Annotated in this window: 19 protein-coding genes and 2 pseudogenes; 13 read left to right on the forward strand and 8 right to left on the reverse strand. The window is 59.6% G+C overall.

Translation table 11 applies throughout. The features are described from left to right. Nucleotides 1-10: 10 nt before the first annotated feature. Nucleotides 11-496 carry a type II toxin-antitoxin system RatA family toxin gene (locus GOB81_RS03390; protein ID WP_173568943.1) on the reverse strand — a complete coding sequence of 162 codons (486 nt, stop codon included), beginning with the start codon at nucleotides 494-496 and terminating at the stop codon, nucleotides 11-13. After that, nucleotides 496-1503, reverse strand: a complete 1008-nt coding sequence (lipA, locus tag GOB81_RS03395; protein WP_173568944.1) for a lipoyl synthase — start codon at nucleotides 1501-1503, stop codon at nucleotides 496-498. Before lipA ends, GOB81_RS03390 begins: the two co-directional genes overlap by 1 nt. A 239-nt stretch (nucleotides 1504-1742) precedes the next feature. On the opposite strand from lipA, the gene GOB81_RS03400 reads away from it, so the two are divergent. Next, nucleotides 1743-3965 carry a UvrD-helicase domain-containing protein gene (locus GOB81_RS03400; protein WP_173568945.1) on the forward strand — a complete coding sequence of 741 codons (2223 nt, stop codon included), beginning with the start codon at nucleotides 1743-1745 and terminating at the stop codon, nucleotides 3963-3965. A gap of 127 nt (nucleotides 3966-4092) precedes the next feature. Beyond that, nucleotides 4093-5007, forward strand: a complete 915-nt coding sequence (locus tag GOB81_RS03405; RefSeq protein ID WP_173568946.1) for a 50S ribosomal protein L11 methyltransferase — start codon at nucleotides 4093-4095, stop codon at nucleotides 5005-5007. 126 nt (nucleotides 5008-5133) lie between these two features. Here GOB81_RS03405 and GOB81_RS03410 read toward each other — a convergent pair whose 3' ends face one another. Beyond that, nucleotides 5134-5397, reverse strand: coding sequence for a DksA/TraR family C4-type zinc finger protein (locus tag GOB81_RS03410; protein ID WP_173568947.1), 264 nt, complete (start codon nucleotides 5395-5397; stop codon nucleotides 5134-5136). On the opposite strand from GOB81_RS03410, the gene GOB81_RS03415 reads away from it, so the two are divergent. The 3 genes from GOB81_RS03415 to GOB81_RS03425 all read left to right on the forward strand — a co-directional run bounded on the left by GOB81_RS03415 (nucleotide 5390) and on the right by GOB81_RS03425 (nucleotide 7206). After that, nucleotides 5390-5542 carry a hypothetical protein gene (locus tag GOB81_RS03415; protein ID WP_173568948.1) on the forward strand — a complete coding sequence of 51 codons (153 nt, stop codon included), beginning with the start codon at nucleotides 5390-5392 and terminating at the stop codon, nucleotides 5540-5542. The genes GOB81_RS03410 and GOB81_RS03415 overlap by 8 nt on opposite strands. A gap of 300 nt (nucleotides 5543-5842) precedes the next feature. Beyond that, on the forward strand, nucleotides 5843-7036 hold the full coding sequence (fdhA, locus tag GOB81_RS03420) for a formaldehyde dehydrogenase, glutathione-independent (RefSeq protein WP_173568949.1): 1194 nt from the start codon (nucleotides 5843-5845) through the stop codon (nucleotides 7034-7036). A 14-nt stretch (nucleotides 7037-7050) separates the two neighbouring features. After that, nucleotides 7051-7206, forward strand: a complete 156-nt coding sequence (locus GOB81_RS03425; protein ID WP_173568950.1) for a hypothetical protein — start codon at nucleotides 7051-7053, stop codon at nucleotides 7204-7206. 79 nt (nucleotides 7207-7285) lie between these two features. Here the strand turns inward: GOB81_RS03425 and GOB81_RS03430 are convergent, their stop codons facing one another. Further along, on the reverse strand, nucleotides 7286-8017 hold the full coding sequence (locus tag GOB81_RS03430; RefSeq protein ID WP_173568951.1) for an NUDIX domain-containing protein: 732 nt from the start codon (nucleotides 8015-8017) through the stop codon (nucleotides 7286-7288). 132 nt (nucleotides 8018-8149) lie between these two features. Between GOB81_RS03430 and GOB81_RS03435 the strand changes: the two genes are divergently transcribed. Continuing rightward, nucleotides 8150-9673 (forward strand): CYTH and CHAD domain-containing protein, encoded by a 1524-nt coding sequence (locus tag GOB81_RS03435; protein ID WP_173568952.1) that lies wholly within the window; start codon nucleotides 8150-8152, stop codon nucleotides 9671-9673. Between the two features lie 107 nt (nucleotides 9674-9780). Further along, complete coding sequence (gene ligD, locus GOB81_RS03440) at nucleotides 9781-10632, forward strand: non-homologous end-joining DNA ligase (RefSeq protein ID WP_173568953.1); 852 nt, start codon at nucleotides 9781-9783, stop codon at nucleotides 10630-10632. Between the two features lie 37 nt (nucleotides 10633-10669). On the opposite strand, the gene GOB81_RS03445 is transcribed toward ligD, so the two are convergent. The 3 genes from GOB81_RS03445 to GOB81_RS03455 form a co-directional block, all read right to left on the reverse strand. Further along, the gene (locus GOB81_RS03445) at nucleotides 10670-12460 is read right to left on the reverse strand and encodes an ABC transporter ATP-binding protein (protein WP_173568954.1); all 1791 of its coding nucleotides are present in this window, start codon (nucleotides 12458-12460) and stop codon (nucleotides 10670-10672) included. Between the two features lie 160 nt (nucleotides 12461-12620). After that, on the reverse strand, nucleotides 12621-13874 hold the full coding sequence (locus GOB81_RS03450; protein ID WP_173568955.1) for a CCA tRNA nucleotidyltransferase: 1254 nt from the start codon (nucleotides 13872-13874) through the stop codon (nucleotides 12621-12623). Continuing rightward, nucleotides 13874-14467: a DUF1285 domain-containing protein gene (locus tag GOB81_RS03455; protein ID WP_194299769.1), complete on the reverse strand. Its 594-nt coding sequence runs from the start codon at nucleotides 14465-14467 to the stop codon at nucleotides 13874-13876. Before GOB81_RS03455 ends, GOB81_RS03450 begins: the two co-directional genes overlap by 1 nt. Before the next feature lie 103 nt (nucleotides 14468-14570). Between GOB81_RS03455 and GOB81_RS03460 the strand changes: the two genes are divergently transcribed. From GOB81_RS03460 to GOB81_RS03480, 5 genes and pseudogenes are all read left to right on the forward strand, one after another. Then, a complete protein-coding gene (locus GOB81_RS03460) occupies nucleotides 14571-15614 on the forward strand; it encodes an AAA family ATPase (RefSeq protein ID WP_408736898.1) in 1044 nt (347 codons plus the stop codon). 137 nt (nucleotides 15615-15751) lie between these two features. After that, nucleotides 15752-16636: a DUF58 domain-containing protein gene (locus tag GOB81_RS03465; RefSeq protein WP_242010016.1), complete on the forward strand. Its 885-nt coding sequence runs from the start codon at nucleotides 15752-15754 to the stop codon at nucleotides 16634-16636. Next, nucleotides 16633-19494 (forward strand): DUF4159 domain-containing protein, encoded by a 2862-nt coding sequence (locus GOB81_RS03470; protein WP_173568959.1) that lies wholly within the window; start codon nucleotides 16633-16635, stop codon nucleotides 19492-19494. The genes GOB81_RS03465 and GOB81_RS03470 overlap by 4 nt, the downstream gene beginning before the upstream one ends. 7 nt (nucleotides 19495-19501) lie before the next feature. Beyond that, nucleotides 19502-21676 carry a VWA domain-containing protein gene (locus tag GOB81_RS03475; RefSeq protein WP_173568960.1) on the forward strand — a complete coding sequence of 725 codons (2175 nt, stop codon included), beginning with the start codon at nucleotides 19502-19504 and terminating at the stop codon, nucleotides 21674-21676. A gap of 98 nt (nucleotides 21677-21774) precedes the next feature. After that, nucleotides 21775-22476 (forward strand): annotated as a pseudogene (locus GOB81_RS03480) (transposase). A gap of 15 nt (nucleotides 22477-22491) precedes the next feature. Here GOB81_RS03480 and GOB81_RS03485 read toward each other — a convergent pair. Further along, the gene (locus GOB81_RS03485; protein WP_173568961.1) at nucleotides 22492-23649 is read right to left on the reverse strand and encodes a glycosyltransferase domain-containing protein; all 1158 of its coding nucleotides are present in this window, start codon (nucleotides 23647-23649) and stop codon (nucleotides 22492-22494) included. Nucleotides 23650-23773: 124 nt separating this feature from the next. Here GOB81_RS03485 and GOB81_RS03490 point away from each other — a divergent pair. Then, nucleotides 23774-23882, forward strand: a pseudogene (locus GOB81_RS03490) (IS5/IS1182 family transposase); the annotation flags it as partial.

Below are 23882 nucleotides of genomic sequence, written 5' to 3' on the forward strand. Positions count from 1 at the left end.
TCTTCCCTTTTTAACGCGGCAGGGGCTGCTGTGAGCCGACAGCCGGTCGCGATCCTTCGCTGGCGGCAGGTCCATAGATTTCACGGGCACGCCGGATAAAGGCCGAGACCATCAGGCGCACCGCCTCATTGAAGACGACCCCGATGGCAGCCTGAAGCAGGCGTGAGCGAAACTCGAAATCCACGAAGAAATCGACCAGACACCCTCTCGGGTCCGGGGCGAGCGTCCAGACATTATTGAGATATTTGAAGGGGCCTTTTTCGTAGGTCACCCGAACGGAATTCGGTCGATCGAGCGACACGCGCGACCGGAACGTTTCCCGGAATGGGCCGAACCCAACCGTCAGATCAGCCACCAGTTCGCTGGTCGTTTTGGAGACCATGCGCACATTGGCGCACCACGGCAGAAATTTCGGATAACTGCCGACATCCGCGACGAGATCGAAAATCTGCTCGGGCGTGTAATTCAGGACCCGGCGTTCGGAATGGGTCGGCATCAGAACATCTTCACCTTGTCACTTGTTTTTTCAACTGCGGCACGATCCCGCAACTGAGCCGCACGCGCTTCGCTCAGGGCCGCAAAATCGGCATCCGCATGATAGGACGAACGCGTCAGCGGCGTTGCACTCACCTGAAGGAAACCCTTGGCCCGCGCCATTGCGGCATAGTCGGCAAACTCATCGGGTGTGACGAAACGCGCTACGGCCGCGTGTTTGACCGTCGGCTGGAGATACTGGCCCATGGTGATGAAATCCACATCGGCAATGCGGAAATCGTCCATGACCTGCCCCAGTTCGGCCTTCTCCTCACCAAGACCGAGCATCAGGCCGGATTTAGTGAAAATGGACGGATCGAGTTGCTTCACCCGGTCCAGCAGCCGGACGGACTGGTAATAGCGCGCGCCCGGTCGGATGGAGGTGTAGAGCCGGGGCACAGTCTCGATATTATGATTGAACACGTCCGGTCGCGCTTCCACCACCACTTCCAGCGCGCCCGGTTTGCGAAGGAAGTCCGGCGTCAGCACTTCAATGGTGGTCTCCGGAGAAGCTTCGCGAATGGCGGCGATCACCTGCGCAAAATGACGGGCTCCCCCATCGGCCAGATCGTCACGGTCCACCGATGTGATGACCACATGACGCAGCCCGAGGCGCGCAACGGCATGAGCAACACGACTCGGCTCGTCAGCATCAAGCGCACCGGGCAGGCCGGTCGTCACGTTGCAGAAGGAGCAGGCCCGCGTGCAGATCTCGCCCATGATCATCATGGTGGCATGACGCTGCGACCAGCATTCTCCGATGTTCGGGCAGGCGGCTTCCTCGCACACCGTGACCAGCTTGTTATCGCGCATAAGCTTGCGCGTTTCATGGTACACAGGATGATTCGGCGCCTTGACCCGTATCCAGTCCGGCTTCCGCGCAATGGGGTTATCCGGCCGGTGTGCCTTTTCAGGATGACGCGCTGCCTGCCCCTGTTTTCGATGATCGATCAAAACGCGAACGCTCATTGGTTCCTGTCCCGGCCTCGTCAGGCTTCAGAAGTGAGACGCCGCGCTTCACACGTCAAGCGTTGTCTCGACACACCAAGGGCAAGGTTTCGCGAGCGAGACAGGAGCAGCCCTCCCGTGATAGCTCTTCGCTATGGGTGGACAGCCTTTCTTATCATCAAAATGACGCCTTATTTTCAGGACGGTCCATACATAATCTGTTAACAAACCTGCAAAATCAGACACACAAAGACAGTTGCGTGACAACACCATCTCATCTTGAACGCCTCAATCCCGAGCAACGCGCCGCCATCGAGACCACCGAGGGGCCCCTCCTCGTCCTCGCTGGTGCGGGCACGGGCAAGACGCGCGTCCTGACCACCCGCTTCGCTCACATTCTGCTCTCGCACAGAGCGAAGTCCTGGCAGGTGCTGACTGTCACCTTCACCAACAAGGCGGCCCGCGAAATGCGGGAGCGGATCACCAGCATTCTGGGCGAGCCGGCGGAAGGCCTCTGGCTTGGCACCTTCCATTCCATCTGCGCACGAATGCTGCGTCGTCACGCCGAGTATGTCGGGCTTACCAGCAACTTCCTGATCCTCGATACCGACGACCAGCTCCGCCTCATCAAGCAGGTGGTGCAACCGTGGCGCATCGACGTGAAGCGCTGGCCGCTGAACGGCCTGATGGGGATCATCCAGCGCTGGAAAGACCGCGGGCTAACGCCTGACACCATCTCCCCCGCCGACAATACCGATTATGCGGACGGTCACGCCCGCGCCATCTATGCCGCCTATCAGGCCCGGCTCCGCGAGCTGAACGTCTGCGACTTCGGCGACCTGATGCTGCATGTGGTCGAGATCCTGCGTACGCGACCGGACGTGCTGACGCAGTATCAGCGCCTGTTCCGCTACATTCTGGTGGATGAGTACCAGGACACCAACACCATCCAGTATCTGTGGCTCCGGCTTCTGGCCCGACGTGAAGGTGAACCGGCCAACATCTGCTGCGTCGGCGACGATGACCAGTCGATCTATTCGTGGCGTGGCGCGGAGGTGGAGAACATTCTCCGCTTCGAGAAAGATTTCCCCGGCGCGAAGATCGTCCGGCTGGAACGGAATTACCGCTCCACGGCCCAGATCCTCGGTGCGGCAGCGGGACTGATCGCCCATAACGAAGGTCGGCTGGGCAAGACCCTGCGTCCCGGGCGCGACGATGCACAGGGAGATCTGGTTCATATTGTCGGTGTGTGGGATTCGGATGCCGAGGCCCGCGAGGTGTGCAGCCGGATCGAACGGCTCCGACGGGACGACCATCCGCTGGGCGAGTTCGCCATCCTCGTGCGCGCTGGTTTCCAGACGCGCGCCTTCGAGGAACGGCTGGTGCAGACGGGAATCCCCTACCGTATTGTCGGGGGGCTGCGTTTCTATGAGCGCGCCGAAATTCGCGACGCGATCGCCTATATGCGCGTGCTGGTCAATCCGGCCGATGACCTTGCCTTCGAGCGCGTCGTCAATGTGCCCAAGCGCGGCGTCGGGACGGCGGCCCTGCAGAAGATGCATGTGGAAGCGCGGGGGCAGCATGCCTCCCTTTCCGTGGCGCTCGCTTTTCTGCTGAAATCCGGCGGCTTCCGGGGCAAGGCAGCGGAAAAGCTGAACGCTTTTCAGGAGTGCTTCGAAACCCAGCGCGCCCTGCTCGCAAAGGAAGGTCACGTCGTCGCCGTCGGGAACCTTCTTGAGGAAAGCGGCTATCTGGGCATGTGGCGGGATGACAAGGCGCCGGACGCGCCCGGCCGACTGGAAAATCTCAAGGAACTGATCCGCGCCCTCGCCGACTTCAGCACACTGAGCGAGTTCCTCGAACATGTCTCGCTGGTCATGGAAAGCGAAGGCACGAATGAGGACCAGAAGGTTTCCATCATGACCCTTCATGGCGCCAAGGGGCTGGAGTTCGACACGGTGTTCCTGCCGGGCTGGGAAGAAGGCGTCTTCCCCTCGCAGCGCACACTCGACGAAAGCGGCGACAAGGGCGTCGAGGAGGAGCGTCGGCTGGCTTATGTGGGCATCACCCGCGCCCGGTATCGCGCGACCATCCTCCATGCGGCCAACCGACGGATCTATGCCAACTGGCAGGAATCCATGCCGAGCCGTTTCCTTGACGAGTTGCCTGATGAGTATGTCGATCGTGAAGGCGAGACGGCTACGCGGCAGGCCCGGCAGGACTATTCCGGCATTTTCCGGACCAGCGTCTTCTCTGACGACGTGACCAGTTCAATGTCGCCCCTCGTCGCCAGACGGCGGTCGTCGGTCAATGATGAGTTGGCGGCGAACACCTCCAAAATCGAGATCGGCTCGCGCGTTTTCCATCAGAAGTTCGGCTATGGCGTGGTGGTGGACGCTGACAGGGGTTCGGCGGAAGTGGTGTTCGAAAAAGCCGGCAGCAAACGGGTAATGGCCTCCTATCTGCAACCCGCTTCTGAATGAGTGGCAGCTGAAACGCAGACCAAAATCGGCGGTCCCCTCTGGTGCAACCGGGGGTTCGCCTGATATGGAGCCGCTTCCGACGGCCCAGTTCGTCCCATAAAACCCGTCGCCTACCGGGAGGCCATCCATGACCACCAGCCGCCGCAGACATGCGACCGAACTGGAAACGATCTCCGTCACCGTGCCGGAAAGCGCTGTCGAAGCCTATGAAAACGCCATCAGCATGGTGTGCTCGACGGTCGGCATCTTCGAGTTCGACGAAGAAGAGCGGATGTGGCGGGTCGAGGGCGTCAAGGACAGCGGCCATGCGGAGGATGAACTCATCGCCGCGCTGGCGCTGGCGGAACTGACCACCGGCATCGCAGCGGAACTGGAACGGGTCCAGACGGAGACCGAGGGCTGGCTGGCCCGCACCTATGAATCCTTTCCCGCACAGGAAGTCGGCAAGCGGTTCGTGGTCCGGGGCTCACATCTCGACACGCCACAGGACCCCAACCGGATCACCATCACGCTGGATGCGGGCATGGCCTTCGGCTCGGGCGAGCATGGTTCGACACGCGGCTGCCTGCGGGCGCTTGAACAGATCGCCTATCGCAGACCGCGCAACATTCTGGATCTCGGCTGTGGGTCGGGCATCCTCGCGATGGCTGGGGCCGCCCTTCTCCATCGCCCGGTTCTCGCCACCGATATCGATCCCTGGTCCGTGCGCATCACGCGGGAAAACGCGGCGCGTAACGGATTGTCCCGCATGGTCGAAGCCCGCCTCGGCAATGGCTGGTCCACGCCGGAAATTCGCCGCCGCGCACCCTACGACCTCGTGTTCGCCAACATCCTCGCCCGCCCCCTCTGCCTGATGGCAAAAGACCTCGCCCGTTATCTTGCGCCCGGTGGCACCGTGATCCTTGCCGGCCTGCTGAACACGCAGGTTCGCATGGTGCTGGCGGCTCACAATCGCTGCGGGCTGGTGCTGGAACGCCATCTGCGCGAAGGCGACTGGGGCACGCTGATCCTGCGGAAGCCGGTAGGCGCAAGAGGACGCTAAAACGCGAGCAAGGCTTCTTTCAGGGCTGAAAGAGACGGCGCTCCCCACACTCTGATTTCAGCTCTTCATCGTTTTGAGGCGTATCCGAAACACCTTTAGGGTGTTTGCCGAAAGACTGCCGGGCAGTCAGCGAAGCTGGCTGTCCTTGCTCCCCCGACGGTTGATGCCACTGAAAACCGGCTGCTTGTCGCGTTCCGACTGGCAATCGATGCACAGCCTGACTCCCGCCATTGCCTGCCGTCGGGCTTCGGGAATTTCCTCACCGCATTCACGGCAATATTGTTCGCTCTCGCCCTGAGGAATATGCGCCCGCGCCCGCTTCACCGCGTCTGCGATGGTATCGTCAATCTGCTCCTGAACGGCTCCCTCAGGAGCCCAACCTGTGGCCATCGTTCTTCTCCTGAAACGAAAATCTGACCATATTCCGTTGCGGATGGTGAGGCAAAACGATTTTATTGATGGGGTTTGGGTGGCTGAGGGCTGGGACTGGTTTCGCCTCATCCCGGTCATTTACTGCAACATTAATCCGACCTGATACCGGACACTCCAAGGCAAGATCGCTGTTTCTACGATCCATCCTGCGGTTCAGATGCAGATTGGCCGTTTTAACCGGCTTCTTCCCAAGACGATTGCATAGTTTCAGTTTCGGCCAAGCGGCGGCAGGCGGCGTGCATCCAGCAGGCCATCACATTCCAGCGATAAGCACGCCTGTATTCTTATGTCACGGCTACTCCAGAGGCACGGCTGACGTTGAGTTCACAGCACGACAACCTTTTGTCGTGCCGGGCGACCCCGGCCGCAAGGGATGGCCGCTGCCCGAACCTGGAGACAAGCCATGTCTGACGAAAACAGAGGGGTCGTTTATCTCGGTCCCAATCATGTTGAAGTGCAGCGGATCGACGATCCCAGAATGGAAACACCAGACGGTCGGAAGATTGACCACGGCGTCATTCTCAAGGTCGTGTCCACCAATATTTGCGGCTCGGATCAACACATGGTCCGCGGTCGCACGACTGCCCCTTCCGGCCTGGTGCTGGGTCATGAAATCACAGGCGAAGTCATCGAAACCGGGTCGGATGTCGAGATGGTCCGCAAGGGCGATCTGGTGTCCGTTCCCTTCAACGTCGCCTGTGGACGATGCAGATGCTGCCGCGAGCAGCACACTGGTGTGTGTCTGACAGTCAATTCGAGCCGTGCAGGTGGCGCCTATGGCTATGTGGATATGGGAGGATGGGTCGGTGGACAGGCCCGTTATGTCATGGTCCCTTATGCAGACTTCAATCTGCTGCGCTTCCCTGACAAGGCTCAGGCTCTTGAGCGCATCCGTGATCTCACAATGCTGACCGATATTCTCCCTACCGGTTTCCATGGTGCCATCAATGCCAAGGTTGGCGTGGGTTCAACAGTCTATATCGCAGGTGCAGGCCCGGTGGGTATGGCAGCGGCAGCATCGGCGCGCATCCTTGGGGCGGCAGTCGTCATGATTGGCGATTTCAACCCTGAACGTCTCGCCCATGCGAAGGCGGTCGGATTTGAACCCATCGATCTCCAGAGCCACGACAAACTCGGAGATGTCATCGCGCAGGTCATCGGTGTTCCGGAGGTGGACAGCTTCATTGATGCCGTCGGCTTCGAAGCCCGGGGATATGACGGAAAAGAACAGCCCGCCGTCATTCTCAACCAGGCCATGGAAGTGACCCGTCCGGCCGGAGCCATCGGTATTCCCGGCCTGTATGTGACGGAAGATCCCGGCGCCCATGAGGCTGCTGCCCAGAAGGGCAATCTGACATTGCGTCTCGGTGAGGGCTGGGCAAAAAGCCAGTCCTTCCATACCGGACAGACCCCCGTGCTGCGATATAACCGGCAACTGATGCAGGCAATCCTGCATGGACGCCTTCCAATCGCCGATATCGTCAATGCCACCGTCATTTCACTTGAAGACGCACCACGCGGCTACCATGACTTCGACAAGGGTGCACCGCGTAAGTTCGTTCTCGATCCTCATGGAATGCTGAAGAACGCAGCGTAAGCCTGCTTCGTGTCATGGTCGATCCAGATTCGGACCATGACACGAAAACGGGGAAAGCCCGGCTTTTCGATGGAGACCAGTCCATGACCGACGACACGCCCTTGCATTGCGTCACCCTTATCGGAAGCCTGCGCAAACCATCCTTCAATGCGGCTATTGAGCACGCCTGACCTTAAACTCGCTCGCGAAGGCGCTTCGATCCTCCGCTCTCGGATCAATCGAGGATTTCCCCACTTACAACGCGGATGTTCAGGACGGAAAATTCCCCGATCCCGTTTTGTCCAAAGCAGCCCCGCCTTCCCGATAAAGAAACCAACTCAGCAGGCAGTGCGCGTTGGCGGTGTAACGGGGCACCTCTTCGAAGGGCACAACCATAACAGTGGTGTGCTCGTGTTCACTGGCAAGCCCCATCTTCCGCCCGGAAAGCAGGGTTATCTGATCTCGTGTCAGCGTGATATCAACGGCATAAAGCGTCATCTCTTCATCGCTTCCGCCCGGGGACAGGAAAACCGGCTCCTTTTTCAGCCTGTATGGCGGCCCGCTGGCGTGCCTGAGATCGATACCCGTTTCTTCCTGCAACTCCTCCAAGGCCGCGCTGTCCACGGTGCCGTCATCGACCATGCCTGCCGGGAGTGCGGCGACCATCTCTCCCACAGGAAGTCTGGCTTCATTGACGAGCACAACGTGCTTTTCCTCAGGCGCTCCCTGCACGGTAATCACGGGCATGATGGACACAGTGGGGCCTCGCAGGACGGCAAAGCACGGCATTCTGGCGCTTTCATGCCGGGCATCCGCTTCCACGACGATGAACCCGACACGCGAGCCGAACATCATGACGTCCCGCACGAGAACGGAGCGCAGGTCGAAGCTTGAGCGGGTCTTCTCAATCCATGCCTGAAAGTGGCGGGCCGCCAGCGTCTTTTCATGGAGATCGGGCGGCACGGATGGGACGAAGGTGACTGGAATGGAGGGTCTGGTCATGGTTCCCACAAAGATGTGTTGTGCAGAAAATCTTTGACATGCAGCACCCAATGTCGGCCCGAGCGTTACCTGTTACGCTCACTGCCTAACACCACAGGGGAGCGGTCTGTCAGCGGATCGTGCTCGATCATCATGTCTGAGAAAAATATCAGTACCCCGCTGGAAATCGAACTGAAGCTACTTTTCCCGCCGGATGCACGTGCGCTGCTCGACCGGTTTCTGGCAGAAAAAACCGACGCCACAGAAGCTGTCACGAAGCATCTGGTCACAACCTATCATGACACCCCGGACCTGCTGCTGAGTCGTTCGGGGTTGTCCCTGCGCATCAGGCATACCGGCCATCAGCGCATCCAGACCCTGAAATCGCAGGGTGACGGCAATCGACTGGCTCCCCGACGCGGAGAATGGGAGTGGCCGGTGAAGTCCGATCATCCCGACCTCGATCTGCTCTCCGGCACACCCGCCGAAGTCCTGAGAACCGCGTTGAACGGAAAGCTGGAGCCGGTCTGGCTATCGGATGTCCGGCGGACCACGCACATGCTTCGGCATGACGGTGCGACAGTGGAACTCGCTATTGACGAGGGCTTCGTCCGCGCAGGCGAGGCTCGGGTTTCATTGCGGGAGTTGGAGCTGGAACTCAAAAATGGCCCGGCGACAGCGCTTTACAGTCTGGCGCTGGCGTTACAGGAGCAGATTCCTCTCCGGTTCAGCACCCTCTCCAAAGCCGAGCGTGGCTATCGGCTTCTGACCGGAACGCCGCCCGCCGTCGAGCCGGTGCAAATTCCTCCGCTAAGCAGGGAAATGACACTCGTCGAAGGCTTCAGAACTCTGATTCAGGCTGGTGTGAATGGACTGATTGCAAACCAGCCCGCCGCCGAAGCTGGTGATCCGGAAGCCATACACCAGATGCGTGTCGCCATCCGTCAGTTGCGCACAATGCTACAATTATTCAGCAAGTATACTGAACGTCGTACCCTCGATCCGTTTCAGGGAGAATTGCAACGGATCGGGCGCGAGTTGGGAGAAGCGAGGGACTGGGATGTTTTCTGTCTCGAAACGCTGCCTGCCGCCTTCACTGAGGAGAACGGCACGGACCTGACACGAATGCTGCGCAACGCAGCAGCAGACAAAAGAACAGAGGCCCACCAGCATCTTTTCCGTGAACTGCACGGAACGGCACTGACGACCCTGCTGCTTTCCCTCACCCTCTGGACTGAGAACCATCCTTTTCGTGAGGACGATACACATCTGACAAGGCCAGCTTCCGATAGTGCCTCGAAGCTGCTCAACCGGATGGCCCGCAAAGCCATGCGTCGGGGGCACGGAATGAGCCATCTGTCGGAAGCGGAACTGCACGGACTCCGCAAATCGCTCAAAAAACTGCGTTACAGCACCCGTTATTTTTCCGCCTTTTATCCTCATCACGCCGGTAAGACCTATATGAAACGCTGCAAGCGCCTCCAGCAACATCTGGGGGAGATCAACGATGCGGCAGTCGCCTCGACCCTTACCGACACACTGATCAAAGCGCATCTCGATCTTGCTCCTGCTGCCAGCATTTTGACGCACTGGAATGAAGAGCGTCATCGACATGCGCTTCGGGCTCTTCCCGATTCATGGAAAGATTTTCAGGAGACAGAACCTTTCTGGAATTGAAGATTCCTTACAGACTCATCTGAATTCTACGTGGTGCACAGTCAGATTTTCGTATGGTGGATCATGCTCTGGCCCATACCGAAGGCCACGCAACGGGAGAGTAGTCCATGCCCTCACCTGACACGCAGCCGCCCCTTACCCATCCGGACAAACTTCTCTGGCCCGGAGTGACCAAGGCCGATCTCGCCGCCTACTGGCAGGCCGTGGCGAAAGTCGCGCTCCCCGGCATCGCGAAACGACCTCTCGCTATCGTCCGTTGTCCCAACGGGATCGACGGCCCTCGCTTCTTCCAGAAACATGCCCATTCCGCTCTTCCGGCGGCGATCCGCTCAGGGACATTGCTGGGCCAGCCCTATCTGGCGATCGACGATGAACAGGGTCTGCTGGCCATGACGCAAATCGCTGCAATCGAGTTGCACGGCTGGCAGGCAACGGAGCGAAATCCCGAGCATCCCGACCGGCTGGTGTTCGATCTCGATCCCGGTGATGACCTGCCATTCGGACGCGTCGTCGAGGCTGCCCATATCGTCCGCGACCATCTGGCTCACGTCGGGCTCAGTTCCTTCTGCCGCACGACGGGCGGCCATGGACTGCATGTGGTGGCACCGCTATCCGGCGCTGCCGGATGGGACGCCGTGCGGGATTTTTCGCACGCAACAGCCGAGGCCCTCACGCAGGCCCATCCAGCCCTGTTTGTGGAGATTTCCCGCAAGGAAGCGCGCCTCGGGCATGTTTTTGTGGACTGGTTGCGCAATGGACCGGGAGCAACGGCCATTGAGTCATACTCACCCCGCGCCCGTCTCGGCGCCCCTGTGGCGATGCCGCTACGCTGGGAGGATGTGACCAGCGGTCTGAAGCCGCATGTCTGGACGATGCTGACTGTGCCCGAACGCGTGGCGTCGGACCCGAAGCCGTGGGATGGCTACAGCGCGATCAGGCAGGATATTCCCGAGTCCTGAAAGCGCGTCAGGCAGCGGAGTCAGGAACTGTGCGGCCTTACTCTTCCAGCCCCTGACTCCGCACCAGTCGCGCATAAAGCCCATCCCGGGCCATCAGTTCGGCGTGGGTGCCCTGTTCGACGGCGCGTCCCTCATCCATGGCCACCACGATATCGGCCGAACGCACGGTGGAAAGACGATGGGCCACGATGATCGTCGTACGACCGGCCCGCAACTCGCCGAGCGCCATCTGCACCAGAGCCTCATTCTCACTGTCCAGAGCGCTGGTCGCCTCGTCGAGCAGCAGGAGGCGCGGATGACGCAGCAGCGCCCGGGCCAGCGCCACACGCTGCCTCTGGCCACCCGACAGACGACCTCCGCCCGGTCCCACGATGGTGTCGAAACCATGGGGTAGCGCCGTGATGAACGGCTCCGCCGCCGCCAGACGCGCCGCCTCCCGAACCTCAGCCTCCGTTGCACCCGGACGCCCCATCAGGATGTTCTCACCCACCGACACATCGAACAGCAGCGGGTCCTGACTGACATAGGCAATCGCGTCCCGCAGGCTATCAAGCCGCAGATCACGCAGGTCCACGCCATCGAGAGCGATCGCGCCACCCGTAACGTCATGCAGGCGCGGAATAAGGGATAATGCCGTCGATTTGCCCGCTCCTGAAGGACCGACGAGTGCGACCGTCATGCCCGGCTGCGCTTCGAAAGACAGATCCGTGAGCCCCAGCCGACCGTCAGGATAGCGAAATTCCACTGTCTCGAAGCGCAGGTAGCCGCTGCCTTCCGGCAGCATCACGGCGTTTGGCCGCTCTTCCACGGCAGGTTTTTCGTCAATGAGCGAGAACACCCGCGACATGCCCGCCAGACCTTCCTGCAAGGCCGCATTCAGCGCCCCCAGCGCCCTCAAAGGACGGGCCGCCAGCAGGAGTGCCGCCACAAAGCCGGAAAAATCACCGAGGGTCGCGCCCCCCATGGCCGCTCGCCAGCCGGCAAAACCCAGAACGGCCGCCACAGCCGAGCCTCCAAGGGCTTCAAGAAGCGGATCGACACGGGCACGTCCGCGCATGATCTTCAGGAACGCGTCATGGAGACGGTCGAAAGCACTGGCGGCCCGTTCGCCCTCGCGCTGTTCCAGCCGATACACACGCACGGTCCGTGCCTGCGCGAAACTTTCCGTCAGGAACGCCGCTGTCGAGGCGATCTGTTCATTCACATTGCCCGAAGCACGACGAACCTTCTTGCCGAGCCTCTGGATCGGCACCGCGGCGATCGGATACAGGAGCGCAGCGATCAGGCTGAGTTCCCAGTCCATGTAGACCATGGAGGCGATCAGACCGACCACGGTCACCACATCGCCCAGCGAATTGACCGCCCGGATCATCGCCTCGCGGATGGAAATGGCATCCGTGGTGAAGCGTGCGGCCAGTGCCGCCGGGGCGTCCTGCTCGATTCGCGCCACATCGGCAGTCGTGAGATGCGAGAACATGCTGCCCTGCAAGCCGCGAATGACCACCAGCACCAGCCCCTGCGTGGCGAGGGTCTGGCCATATTGGGCCGCGGCCTTCGCCAGCGTGATCGCCACGATGAGCAAGGGCACCTGATAGAGAATGCGCTCGTCATGGGAGGAAAACATGTCCAGCGCCCGCTGAATGACGAGCGGATAGAGCGCCGTCAGTCCGGCCATGGTGACGGTCAGGGCGATGACGCTGACGATCCGCCCCCTGTGATGGCTGATCTGATCGCGCCAGAGGCGGAGCAGCAGGCTTCTTGTGTCGTCAGGGAGCAGGGCGCGTTTCTGGCGTTTGACCACTTGGGCACGGGGCGGAACTGCATTCATTGCCGTCCTCTACCAACGCAGAGGCATCACGAAAAGAACCACCCCTCACTGTGGTAAGAACCTGTTGTGGTAACAGGCTTTAGTCAAGCCGATATAAATGAAAATATTTTCATTTATATTCAATGCATTATATTAATTTCTTCAGGCAAAAACTTAAATTTTAGGAAACAATCACCCGACGTAAATAAGCTAACGCAGCCTCTTTATCGGCCCGGCATCCGTTGCCTTTCCACCATGTATGAACAACTGCCAGCAAATCCCCGATCTTTGGACCGGGAGGCAGTCCCATCGCCAGCAGATCCCGGCCGGCCAGAGGAAAAACGGGCATCGGCAGGTCGGACAGCATCTGCCGCAACGTCTGCCAGGGTGCTTCGGAATGAGGCGTATCTCCTTCCGCTTTCTCCCGCGCTTCAGCGAGCCATGTTCGACTGAGCCATATCTCTCGCGGCAACTCGGCCAGCAGACGAAGACCGTCTTCCTCCGTCAGTATCCGTGCAGGATGTGGAACCGGTTCACCCAGCATGGCCAGCACCGCGTCGCTCTCGGCGCGGGAGAGCCGGAGACGTGCGAGACATTTCCTCACCGTCTCATCTCCACTCCCTGAGCCCGCGAGAAGAGCCGCAAGACGCAGGAGTTCGTCCGAGGGAGCGCCCAGACCGATCAATGCCTCAACCCGTCGGACTGCTTTTTCCGCATGATCCTTCAGTTCCGGCAGGCAGGTGGTCAGCACATTCGTGCGATCCATCAACCTCAGGATCGCCACGACGTTCGGCCCGGTCAGGAGACGTCGCAGTTCGGACCATATCCGTTCCACCGACAGGAGTTCGATCAGGTTCACGCACCCGGCAATCGCCGCAAGGGTCTCCTCATCCGGCTCCCCTGAACCGAAACGTGCCTGAAACCGAAAGAATCTCAGTATCCTGAGAGCATCCTCGCGAATACGGGTGCGAGCATCGCCCACAAAGCGCACATGCCCAGCCGCCAGATCCTCAAATCCACCGAAATAGTCATGCACTCTCCCGTCGCTGTCGCAGGACATGGCGTTGATCGTGAAATCCCGCCGCGAGGCATCCTCACGCCAGTCCGAAGTCCATGCCACCTCCGCATGGCGGCCATCGGTTCGCTCATCGCGCCGAAGAGTCGTGACCTCGAATCCGCGCCCGTCGATCACAGCCGTGACCGTTCCATGCGCAAGGCCCGTGGGAATCGCCCGGATTCCCGCCGCCTTCAGCATCTCCATCACGTCCTGCGGCGCTACCGGCGTTCCAAAATCAAAATCGCTGGCAGAGACGCCCTTGAGAAGATCGCGGACCGCGCCACCGACCAGACGCGCGGACGGGAGCACCTGCCAGATCCTCTCGATCGCCGGGAAATCAGGCAGATTATGGAGGGTCAGGCGGTCTTCAGATCTCATCAGCAATCATCATCCACCTCGCGGCAGCCACGGGGTGCGAGCGCCAGCGGGAAAAACTGCCCTGAACTCCAGACACCCAGGCAGGCCCGTCCTTCACAACATCCGGGTTCCGCGAGTGCCGCCAGTTCATACCAGACAGGTCGCGATATCCGGGCCTGCAAGGGCAGTTCCTCCGGCCCCTGCCGCACCATGAGATAAGGCGGCGGGGCACTGTCACAGGCATCCAGCGGGACATCCCACTGTGCGGTGATGGGATGGTCCGGGCCTGCCGTAATGACCTGATCGACATTCGTGCGGAAACACAGGATCTGCTGCCGTCCAGCGCCCTTCCACTCCAGTTCGATCGCCACGAAAGGCACGTCCTCGACCTCGATCGTGCCTTCCTCGACCGGAGTCCGCAGCCAGTAGGCTCCGTCCGCCGCTCGCGAAAGTGCGGAGGCGAAAAGACAGACCATCGGCTTTCGCCTGATCGGCGAACCCTTGTAGAGCCAGACCCCGTCCCGCCGAATCAGGAAGGGAAGCTGACCGCAATTATGGGGTTGCCGGGGTTTGCGCCCCGGTTCCTCGGCAAGAACGCTGGATGTCACGTTCAATTAACTCACATCTGTTTGCCTGTGCACCATACCGATATAGGGTTGCCTACCGGCTTGATGTAAGCCCCGGACGTGTCAGATTGGACTCATGACGCCTGAAACGATGCCAAACCAGACCGCTTTCTTCTCCCCCGAGACCGGCTTCGCCCCTTCCGGCGGCTCGCCCGACGCAGCAGCGGCGGCCCGGCAGGCCGACCTCGTCGCGCAGCAATTGCAGATTGTGCGGGAGGAAATAGGCCGCGTTGTCTTCGGACAAAAAGAAATTGTCGATCAGGCGCTTGTGAGCATCCTCTCCGGAGGTCACGCCCTGCTGGTCGGCGCACCCGGCCTCGGCAAGACGCTGCTGGTCACAACGCTCGGGACCGTGCTCGGTCTCGATTCCCGTCGCGTGCAGTTCACGCCCGACCTGATGCCGTCAGACATCACCGGCAGCGAAATCCTCGACGAGGACACCTCAGGCCACCGCAGCTTCCGCTTCGTGCCGGGCCCGGTCTTCTGCCAGCTCCTGATGGCTGACGAAATCAACCGCGCCAGCCCCCGCACCCAGTCCGCCCTGCTTCAGGCCATGCAGGAACACCGTGTCGCCATCGCGGGGACGGAATACGCGCTGCCACGCCCCTTCCATGTGCTGGCGACGCAGAATCCGCTGGATCAGGAAGGCACCTATCCGCTGCCGGAAGCACAGCTCGACCGTTTCATGCTCCAGATCCAGCTCACTTTTCCGGATGAAGCGGACGAACGGGCCATGCTCCTCGCCACGACCGGGACCACCCAGACCGCCGCCAAGCCGGTGCTGACTGCGGACGAACTGATCTATGCGCAGTCCATGGTCCGTGCCCTGCCCGTCGGCGAGCGCATTGTGGATGCGATCCTGCGTCTCGTCCGTTCGGCCCGTCCCGAGACGAGCGACGTGCAGATCGTGAAAGACTCCATCTCGTGGGGACCGGGACCGCGCGCTGCACAGACCCTGATGCTCGCCACACGCGCCCGCGCTCTGCTGGACGGACGCCTGTCGCCAAGCCTTGACGACATCGCCGCCCTTGCCCGCCCCGTGCTGGCCCACCGTATGGCGCTCAGTTTCTCGGCAAGAGCCGATTCGACCCGTATTGAGGACGTGATCGACGAACTCGTGTCCCGTCTCGGCTGAGCGTGGCGCAAGGCATGACGGGAGATGACAGGACGTCCGGGAAAGGTTTTTTCTCCCGGGTGAGGAGCAGGATGCGTCCGGGCGCGCCCGGAACAGGAGACCGCTCCACAGGGGACACATCCGGACGCCCAGGCCCAATGGTCGCTGCGGATGCGGACTCGCTGGCCGCTACGCTGCCCTCCCTTGTGCTTGAGGCGGAACGCATTGCCGCGACGGTCGCTGCCGGTCTGCACGGCCTGAAACGCTCAGGGCCGGGAGAAACATTCTGGCAATACCGGCCCGCGCTGCCCGGTGAACCGGTGACACGGATCGACTGGCGACAATCCGCCCGCAGCCATCGGGCCTATGTGCGCGAAACGGAAGCCGAACACGCGCAGACCGTCTATCTCTGGTGCGATCTCAGCCCCTCCATGAGATGGTCTTCACTCCCGTCATCGCTGCCGCTCAAACGTGACCGCGCCATCCTGCTGCTGCTGGCCACGGCCTCTCTGCTGGAACGCAGCGGCGAGCGCGTCAGGCTCCTCTCTCCCGCAGGCCATGTCGACCTGCCACCGGGCAGTGGACGGCTGGCAAGCCGCATCGCTCTGGCCATGACCGTTCTGGCTGAACGCACAGACCTTTCGGGACTACCAACGGCGGTGGCGCTGCCGCCTCATGCCCAGCTTATTATCGCCAGCGATCTGCTGGCGCCCGATACCGATATCACCGCACTGTTCCGGACTCTGACGGGGAACGGCCTTCGCTCCCACATCATTCACATTGTCGATCCTGCCGAACAGGAGCTGCCCTACTCCGGCCGGGTGCGTTTCGAGGGAACCGAGCACGAACCGGATGTCATCCTGCCAGCCGTGGAAACGCTTCAGAACGATTACGGCAAGCTTTTCGCCACGCGACAGGCCAGCCTGCGCGACCTTGCTGAACGGGGTCGTCATACTTTCCAGCCTCATCGAACCGACGCTTCCCCCACCACGGCCCTGCTTGCCCTGAGTGCGTCACTCGCAGGCCACAGGGGAACGCGATGATTTTCCAGTCTCCGGCTCTTCTGGCAGCGCTTGCCTCGCTGCCCGCCATCTGGTGGCTGCTTCGCGCCCGGCCGCCCTCGCCCCGCGCGCAGATTTTCCCGCCCGTCTCGCTGCTGGCCAGACTCACCCCCAACCATGACGATGCCGCGACGCCGCCATTCTGGCTCCTCCTTCTCCGACTGGCCGCTGCGGCCCTGCTCATTCTCGGACTATCCGGCCCAACCATTCCGGGCGAACCCCTGCCGCTTCCCGGCAACGGCACCCTGCTCCTTGTCATCGACAACGACATGATGGCCGCCCCGGACTGGAACGAGCGCAACGCCAGTGCACATGCTCTGCTTGATGCCGCCGGAAAATCTGGACGCCGGGTGATCCTCCTGCCGACCGCGTCAAATGAAAATGATCCCTCCGGGGCCGAAGCCCTGCGACCCGTTTCCGCCGAGCAGGCTTCACACCAGCTTGACGCTCTTCGTCCACTGCCCTGGTCGGCTGAACGGCATCAGACCAGCGCCCGACTTCAGACTCTAAGGGCAGACGGAACAGCGATCGGAGCGGTTGTCTATTTCTCCACTGGGGTCGCAACGCCCGGTGGAAATGGCGCCGTGACCGACAGGGAATTCGCGTCCGCCATGCAGGCACTCGGTTCCGTTCAGGAAGTGCGTTTTGCCGACAGCAACGGTTTCGTGCTGGGTCGCGCGACCAGCGACAATGCGCCCTCTCCTGACACGGCCACCTCATCCGGCGTGATGGCGCGACTGATCACGGTGCCCACGGATGCGCCGCGCCATATCCGAATCCGTGCCCATAGCGAAGATGGCGGAACGCTTGCCCTGACCGAAATCGCCCTTCCCGCCGGAAGCGGTGAAGTGCCTGTCAGCATCCCTCTGCCGACCGTCATGCGCAACCGGGTGGACATGCTCACCATCGACGGCCACGCGAGCGCCGCCACCACGCTGCTGCTCGATGAGGGAGACAGGCTGCGGCCGGTCGGGCTGATCGCCTCCGGCACTGGCGATACACCTCTAGTCGGAACCCTGTTTTATCTGAAGCGCGCCCTCGGCCCGACATCGGATCTCCACACTGGCAGCAGCGCTTCCCTGCGGTCCCAGCCCCTCTCGGTTCTCATCGCTCCCGATGGGACGCTTGCCGATATCGAAACGCGCCGAAAGATCGCGGACTGGGTGCGGCAGGGCGGCACACTCATCAGATTTGCCGGACGCACGCTCGCGGGCAGTGAAGACAGCACGACGGATGCAGATACTCAGAATCCGGCAGTCCTCTCTGATCCGGGCAGCACGCTTCTGCCCGTTCCGCTGATGCCTGCGGCCCGACAACTGGGGGGCACCATGTCATGGGGCAAACCTCAGTCGCTGGCGGATTTTTCGGACAACTCGCCTTTCCATGGGCTTGAGGTGCCAAAGGATGTAACGGTTTCGCGGCAGGTCCTTGCCCAGCCGTCAGCGGATCTCTCGGTTCATAGCTGGGCGCGTCTCGCCGACGGCACACCGCTCGTGACACATACCCAGCTCGGCAAGGGTGAAATCGTCCTGTTCCACGTCACGCCAACGGCGGACTGGTCCAATCTGCCGCTTTCCGGCCTGTTCGTTTCCATGCTCACCAGACTGGTGGAGCATGCCAGCGGGGTGGATATGCCCTCCGATAATGTCATCCTTTCCCCGGTCCTGACTCTTGATGGCGAGGGAACGCTTGGACAACCCTCACCGATGGCGCGCGGGCTGGCCTCAAGCAAGTTTGGTGATACGCCTCCCTCTCCCGAACATCCGCCGGGACTTTACGGATCACGGGCGGCACGCCGCGCCCTCAATGTCGGCGATACGGTCCACTCCCTGTCCGCTCTTGTGCCGACGGGTGCCGTTACCAATCCGGCGGGACACCGTCCCGACAGGCGACTTGGGCCGGATCTTCTCGCGCTGGGCCTGTTGCTACTGGCGTGCGATACCGTCGCCACAATATTCCTGCGGGGGTTCTCCCTGCCCTTTCGGCGTCGCGCGGGCCGCGCAGCTCTGCACGCCATGACAGCGACAGGATTGCTTCTCGGTGGCCTGACCGTCTCGGCTCATGCTCAGGATGCACCTGCCGCCCCGACGACCGAGGCATCTCCCGGTAACGCCGTGCCGGGTGCCGCCCTTGAAACGCGCCTCGCTTATGTGATGACCGACGATGCGGAAGTAGACACCGTCTCCCGCGAAGGGTTGCAGGGGCTTTCAGACTACGTGAACACACGCACTTCCGCCGTGCTGGGCCACCCTGATGGCGTACACCCCGGCAAGGACGATCTTGCCTATTATCCGCTGCTCTACTGGCCGATCACGCCCAACGCCAAGGCCGATCCGGTCATGACGACTGCCCTGACAACCTTCATGGCCCGGGGTGGGATGATCATCATCGATACGCAGGGCGTGGATACCGCCACCTCGACCGATGCCGACACGCTGGCAGGCGAGGCCCCCGGCAGCACCGCGGCTCTGCGACGCGTGACGGCAGGACTGCCCATTCCACCGCTGATGCACCTCGACGATCATCACGTTCTCAGCCACACATTTTACCTTCTCCATGACTTTTCGGGGCGTTATGCGGGGCAGCCCGTCTGGGTCGCGCGAGAGGGAGAGGCGGAAAATGACGATGTCAGTCCGGTCATCATAGGCAGTGCCGACTGGGCCCATGCCTGGGCCATCGATCCGAACGGCGACACCCGCTTCGCTGTTCTGCCGGGCGGCGACGAGCAGCGTCGCATTGCCTACCGCTTCGGGGTCAACGCCGTCATCTATGCGCTGACAGGCAACTACAAGGCGGATCAGGTCCACGTTCCCGCCATCCTCAAGCGTCTTGGGCAATGAGGGCGGCATGATCGACAGCTTCACACACACAATCGCCTTTGCCCCGCTCCTGCCACAGTGGGCGCTGCTCACGCTGGCGGTGCTCCTGATCCTGACGCTGCTCTTCGGCCTATTTACGCGGATGCGTGGCGCACTGCTGCGTGCGCTCGCCGGAGCCGCCGTTCTGCTCTGGCTTGCAGGACCGCAATCGCTGAAGGAGACGCACCGGGAGTTGCCGGAAACGGCGCTGATCGTCGTCGATCAGACGGCCTCGATGCAACTCGGCAACCGTGCCGCCATTGCCCGCGCCGCCGCCCGAGTGCTCGGAGAAAAAACGCCGCAGGGTCTCAGCCTGCGCATAGTGACGATCCGTGGTGAGCAGACGCATGGCACCCGACTGTTCGATGCCTTCGCGCAAGCGGCAGCCGACATTCCGCCCGAACAACTTGCGGGTGCGGTTTTCATCACGGACGGACAGACCCGCGATGCTCCCCCGGACGTGCCGGAACGCCTGTCCCTGCATGACGAACACGGGCACCCCGTCACCCTGCCGCTGCATGTCCTGCTGACCGGGCGCGGCGAAGAAACCGACCGCCGCCTGCGCGTCCTGCAGGCGCCCCCTTACGCGATCGTCGGCAAGTCCGCTGTGATCCGCGTGCAGGTCGATGATCTCGGTCCGGGCACACAGACGGGGACACCTGCCAGCGTCACGCTGACAACCGACGGCAATCCGGCGCTTACCGTGCCGGTCAAGACTGGTGAGCCACAGGATATCTCGCTGCCTGTCGTCCATCCCGGCGAAACACTTGTCGGACTCTCGGTGTCTTCGCTGGCCGGTGAAGTGTCCACGCGCAACAATCAGGATATCCTGACGATCACCGGTGTGCGGGACCGCCTGCGCGTGCTGCTGGTATCCGGCACGCCCAATCAGGGCGAGCGCGTGTGGCGACGGCTTCTGAAGGCCGATCCCTCTGTCGATCTCGTCCACTTCACCATTCTGCGGCCGCCTGAAAAGGACGATGGCACGCCGCTTTCCGATCTGGCGCTGATCGCCTTTCCAGTCGAGGAACTGTTCCAGAACAAGATCAATCAGTTCGACCTGATTATTCTCGACGGCTTTGAAAACCGGCATATCCTGCCGCCAATCTACCTGCGCAACATTGCGCGCTTCGTGCGCAAGGGCGGTGGCCTGTTCCTGATCGCCGGGCCAGAATTCACCGGTCCGAACTCGCTTCAGGATACGGCGGTCGGCGATATTCTCCCCGCACATGTCCCGTCTTCACCGCCTGATCTGTCACCTCTTGAAGCCGCGCCGGGTGTCATCCTGAACCGCTTCCGGCCCCAGCTCACCGAGGAAGGACGGCGTCACCCCGTCACGGCTGAACTTCCCGGCGCTCCGGGGTCACATGCATCCGCGTCCTCTCTGTCAGCGGCCAGCGACATCGCTGGTGAATGGGGACCGTGGTACCGTGCCCTGCGACCGGATGATGCCCACGGGCAGGTTCTCATGAGTGGCCCGGACGCTTCCCCGCTTCTGGTTCTCGACCATGTCGATAATGGACGTGTGGCACTTCTGCTTTCCGATCAGATATGGCTCTGGTCGCGCGGAGAGTTTGGCGGCGGCCCGCAGGCGGAACTGCTGCGCCGTATCTCGCACTGGCTGATGAAAGAGCCGGATCTGGAAGAAGAACGGCTGGAAGCGCATATCGCCGATGGCTCCCTGACAGTGACACGTCACAGCGTTGCCGGAACGGCCCCCTCCGGCGTGACAGTCACCGCACCTGACGGTTCGACTTCCACGCTCGCCATTCGCGAAACCTCTTCTGGTATCGCCAGCGGCAGAATGCCGGTCACGCAAACGGGTATCTGGACAGTGGACGATGGCGCCCACCGCGCCTTTGCCGCTCCCGTGAGTGCCGATCCGGAAGAATTCTCGGATCTGCGCCTCACGGCAGACTTTGTCGGCCCCGTCGTGAAACGAACCAGCGGAACCCTCGCATGGATTGGAGATAATCCGGCGATGCTCACCATTCCACCTATCCGCCTTGGCGCATCTCCCCATGCAAACGCCCTCACCTTTCCGCAACGACACGCGCATGTCCTCACCGGGACCAGCACGACACCACTGCTACCGGTCTGGCTGGTGCTGGGTGTGACGGCATTGCTGCTGGGCGCGGGATGGTATCGGGAAGGACGACGGTAGAAGCTTAAAAGGTCTTTTGGAATTCGTTCTGATGATTTTTCAGCATGTCATGTGCGTGATTCGTTCTCTGGATGTGAACACCTGAGCACAGAGGCCGCATGGCCGGAATTACACACAGGACGAACCGCTATCCGCCTCTGATCTGACCGATGGATGGGGAACGGGAGCGCATAGCACCCATGATGACGCCAGCGTACCAGCTTGACCGGAAGCGGACTTCCTTGAGATCACCAATATGCTGTCCTGTCTTGTTTCAAATCAGACTGCGGGTGGGATGGGAAATGCTTCCGGTTCATTTTGGCCCGTGGCAAACGTTTTACTGGTGCGTTCCGCAGGCTGAGGCGCCGGTTTCTGTCCCAGATCATTCATGATGTCTGCCTGATACTTGATCGTGAGGCGGCAGGCCGCGAAGTGAGCCCATCCGGTGATGTCATCAATAGCCAGAGTCAAAGCACCTCATGCAAAGACACATGGTTATGGCGCTGGTAAAAAGATCGTCGATCAGAAACGCTACATCGCGGTTGCTACCGCTGGCCGACTGCTCCTAGTCAGGCTGACGGCTGCATCCATCTGATGGACAAGGCCGCCTTTCTCGACGTCACAATCGAGGTCATCCGGCGGTCAGATACTGCAAAAGGCTTTGAAATCCTGCCTTGCCGATGGGTGGTGGAAAGGCCCTTCGGCTGGATGATCCGATGGCGTCGCCTCGTGAGGGATTACAAACAGCAGGTGAACGTAGCAGACACCATGTTCACATCGCTATGGGGAGCCTACTGTTACGTCGAAACACTCACCGCTGAATTTCCAAAAAGGCTCTAAGACCATGATAAATTTATAATTGAATTAACTAAATTTTCCGTAAAATAATTCACAAGAGAAAAATCAATATTTGTAAATGAATACGAATTATCATAATCCAGTAGTAAATTTAAACCATATCCATGATATGTTATCAGCTCGTTACCTTCATTAATAGATAGTATTTCCCAATCATTTATGTGTGAATCAGTGGAGTTTATGTTTTTTTCTCCATCAAATGATAGAAATTTACCACTTTGATTAACTATACAATACTTATTTCCGACACCATTTATTATAATACACATTTTACTACTATCATTACTGAAAAATATTTCGTTATTATAATAGCATAAAAACCTTTCATCTGGGGTTTTAATTAAATTTAATTTGCATATAATATTAGAATATTTTCGTATTCGACAAACAGAATTCATTCCATTTAAAAATGATTTATCTCCATTTGCATGCAGGATACATGGCGTATTTCCATTGTTTTTATTTCTTACCAAAAAACCATTAAAGTCATAATCATTGCCCGAATTTGCCATTGTTGCAAATAAAAAATCACTTACATCGACCTTAATATTAACTTTATTAATATAAATATAATATTGGCACAAAAGTTGATCATCAATTACATTTGAATTTTTGTGAACTTCTACGCAAAATCTCACCATTTCCTTTATTGATTTTGCATATCCAATATATACACCACTATTTAAATAGCAATTTTCTAATTCAATATTCTCAAAGCTTCTTTTTATAAGCGATCGGTCACAGTTTTCTATATTTGGATAAAGCTCTAGAGATGGCCAGAAATTTTTTTCTGCGTTAAATAAAACATCACAGTCCATTGATAAAAATTTAGAAATTATATTTTTGTAGTTATCTAAAATAGATACATCATACCCATCCGTAAATAAAATTATCTCATCATCATGAATAGATGATGTGGACAGAAAATCATCAACAAGTCGTATTTTTTCATAAAATCCAACAGTCCCTCTCTTCATATTACTTGAAAGATTAATAAATCTAAACCCATTTTCTATGGATTGACTTTTTAATAAATTTATCATTTCCTTAAAAGGAGTGCCAACTGTCAAATGTGTTACGTACATTTCTTTTTCCCAAAAGAAAATTATTGTATTAATAACGCCAACAATTATCATCTCTTTATTACTAAGTAACTAAAATCTCCCTAGAGCGTGTAGTCAGTTAGCGCCTGCTGGTCTGGGCCTTGTACTTTTGTCCGATGCATGATGTTTTCTCCCTGTTTTCAGGGGGGATATATGGATGCGCCGGTATGCTCTGAGTGACAGTCAGTGGGAGCAGATCAGGGATCTTCTTCCGGGCCGGGAAGGCCATGTGGGCGGGACGGCCGCGGATAACCGTCTGTTTGTGG

Source organism: Acetobacter conturbans (assembly GCF_011516755.1).
Lineage (GTDB): Bacteria > Pseudomonadota > Alphaproteobacteria > Acetobacterales > Acetobacteraceae > Acetobacter > Acetobacter conturbans.

Excerpts from the sequence above, each read along its gene's own strand:
- GOB81_RS03390 (WP_173568943.1), bottom strand. The coding sequence starts at position 496 with ATGCCGACCCATTCCGAACGCCGGGTCCTGAATTACACGCCCGAGCAG.
- lipA (WP_173568944.1), bottom strand. The coding sequence starts at position 1,503 with ATGAGCGTTCGCGTTTTGATCGATCATCGAAAACAGGGGCAGGCAGCG.
- GOB81_RS03405 (WP_173568946.1), top strand. The coding sequence starts at position 4,093 with ATGACCACCAGCCGCCGCAGACATGCGACCGAACTGGAAACGATCTCC.
- GOB81_RS03410 (WP_173568947.1), bottom strand. The coding sequence starts at position 5,397 with ATGGCCACAGGTTGGGCTCCTGAGGGAGCCGTTCAGGAGCAGATTGAC.
- fdhA (WP_173568949.1), top strand. The coding sequence starts at position 5,843 with ATGTCTGACGAAAACAGAGGGGTCGTTTATCTCGGTCCCAATCATGTT.
- GOB81_RS03425 (WP_173568950.1), top strand. The coding sequence starts at position 7,051 with ATGGTCGATCCAGATTCGGACCATGACACGAAAACGGGGAAAGCCCGG.
- GOB81_RS03430 (WP_173568951.1), bottom strand. The coding sequence starts at position 8,017 with ATGACCAGACCCTCCATTCCAGTCACCTTCGTCCCATCCGTGCCGCCC.
- GOB81_RS03435 (WP_173568952.1), top strand. The coding sequence starts at position 8,150 with ATGTCTGAGAAAAATATCAGTACCCCGCTGGAAATCGAACTGAAGCTA.
- ligD (WP_173568953.1), top strand. The coding sequence starts at position 9,781 with ATGCCCTCACCTGACACGCAGCCGCCCCTTACCCATCCGGACAAACTT.
- GOB81_RS03445 (WP_173568954.1), bottom strand. The coding sequence starts at position 12,460 with ATGAATGCAGTTCCGCCCCGTGCCCAAGTGGTCAAACGCCAGAAACGC.
- GOB81_RS03450 (WP_173568955.1), bottom strand. The coding sequence starts at position 13,874 with ATGAGATCTGAAGACCGCCTGACCCTCCATAATCTGCCTGATTTCCCG.
- GOB81_RS03460 (WP_408736898.1), top strand. The coding sequence starts at position 14,571 with ATGCCAAACCAGACCGCTTTCTTCTCCCCCGAGACCGGCTTCGCCCCT.
- GOB81_RS03465 (WP_242010016.1), top strand. The coding sequence starts at position 15,752 with ATGGTCGCTGCGGATGCGGACTCGCTGGCCGCTACGCTGCCCTCCCTT.
- GOB81_RS03470 (WP_173568959.1), top strand. The coding sequence starts at position 16,633 with ATGATTTTCCAGTCTCCGGCTCTTCTGGCAGCGCTTGCCTCGCTGCCC.
- GOB81_RS03475 (WP_173568960.1), top strand. The coding sequence starts at position 19,502 with ATGATCGACAGCTTCACACACACAATCGCCTTTGCCCCGCTCCTGCCA.
- GOB81_RS03485 (WP_173568961.1), bottom strand. The coding sequence starts at position 23,649 with ATGATAATTGTTGGCGTTATTAATACAATAATTTTCTTTTGGGAAAAA.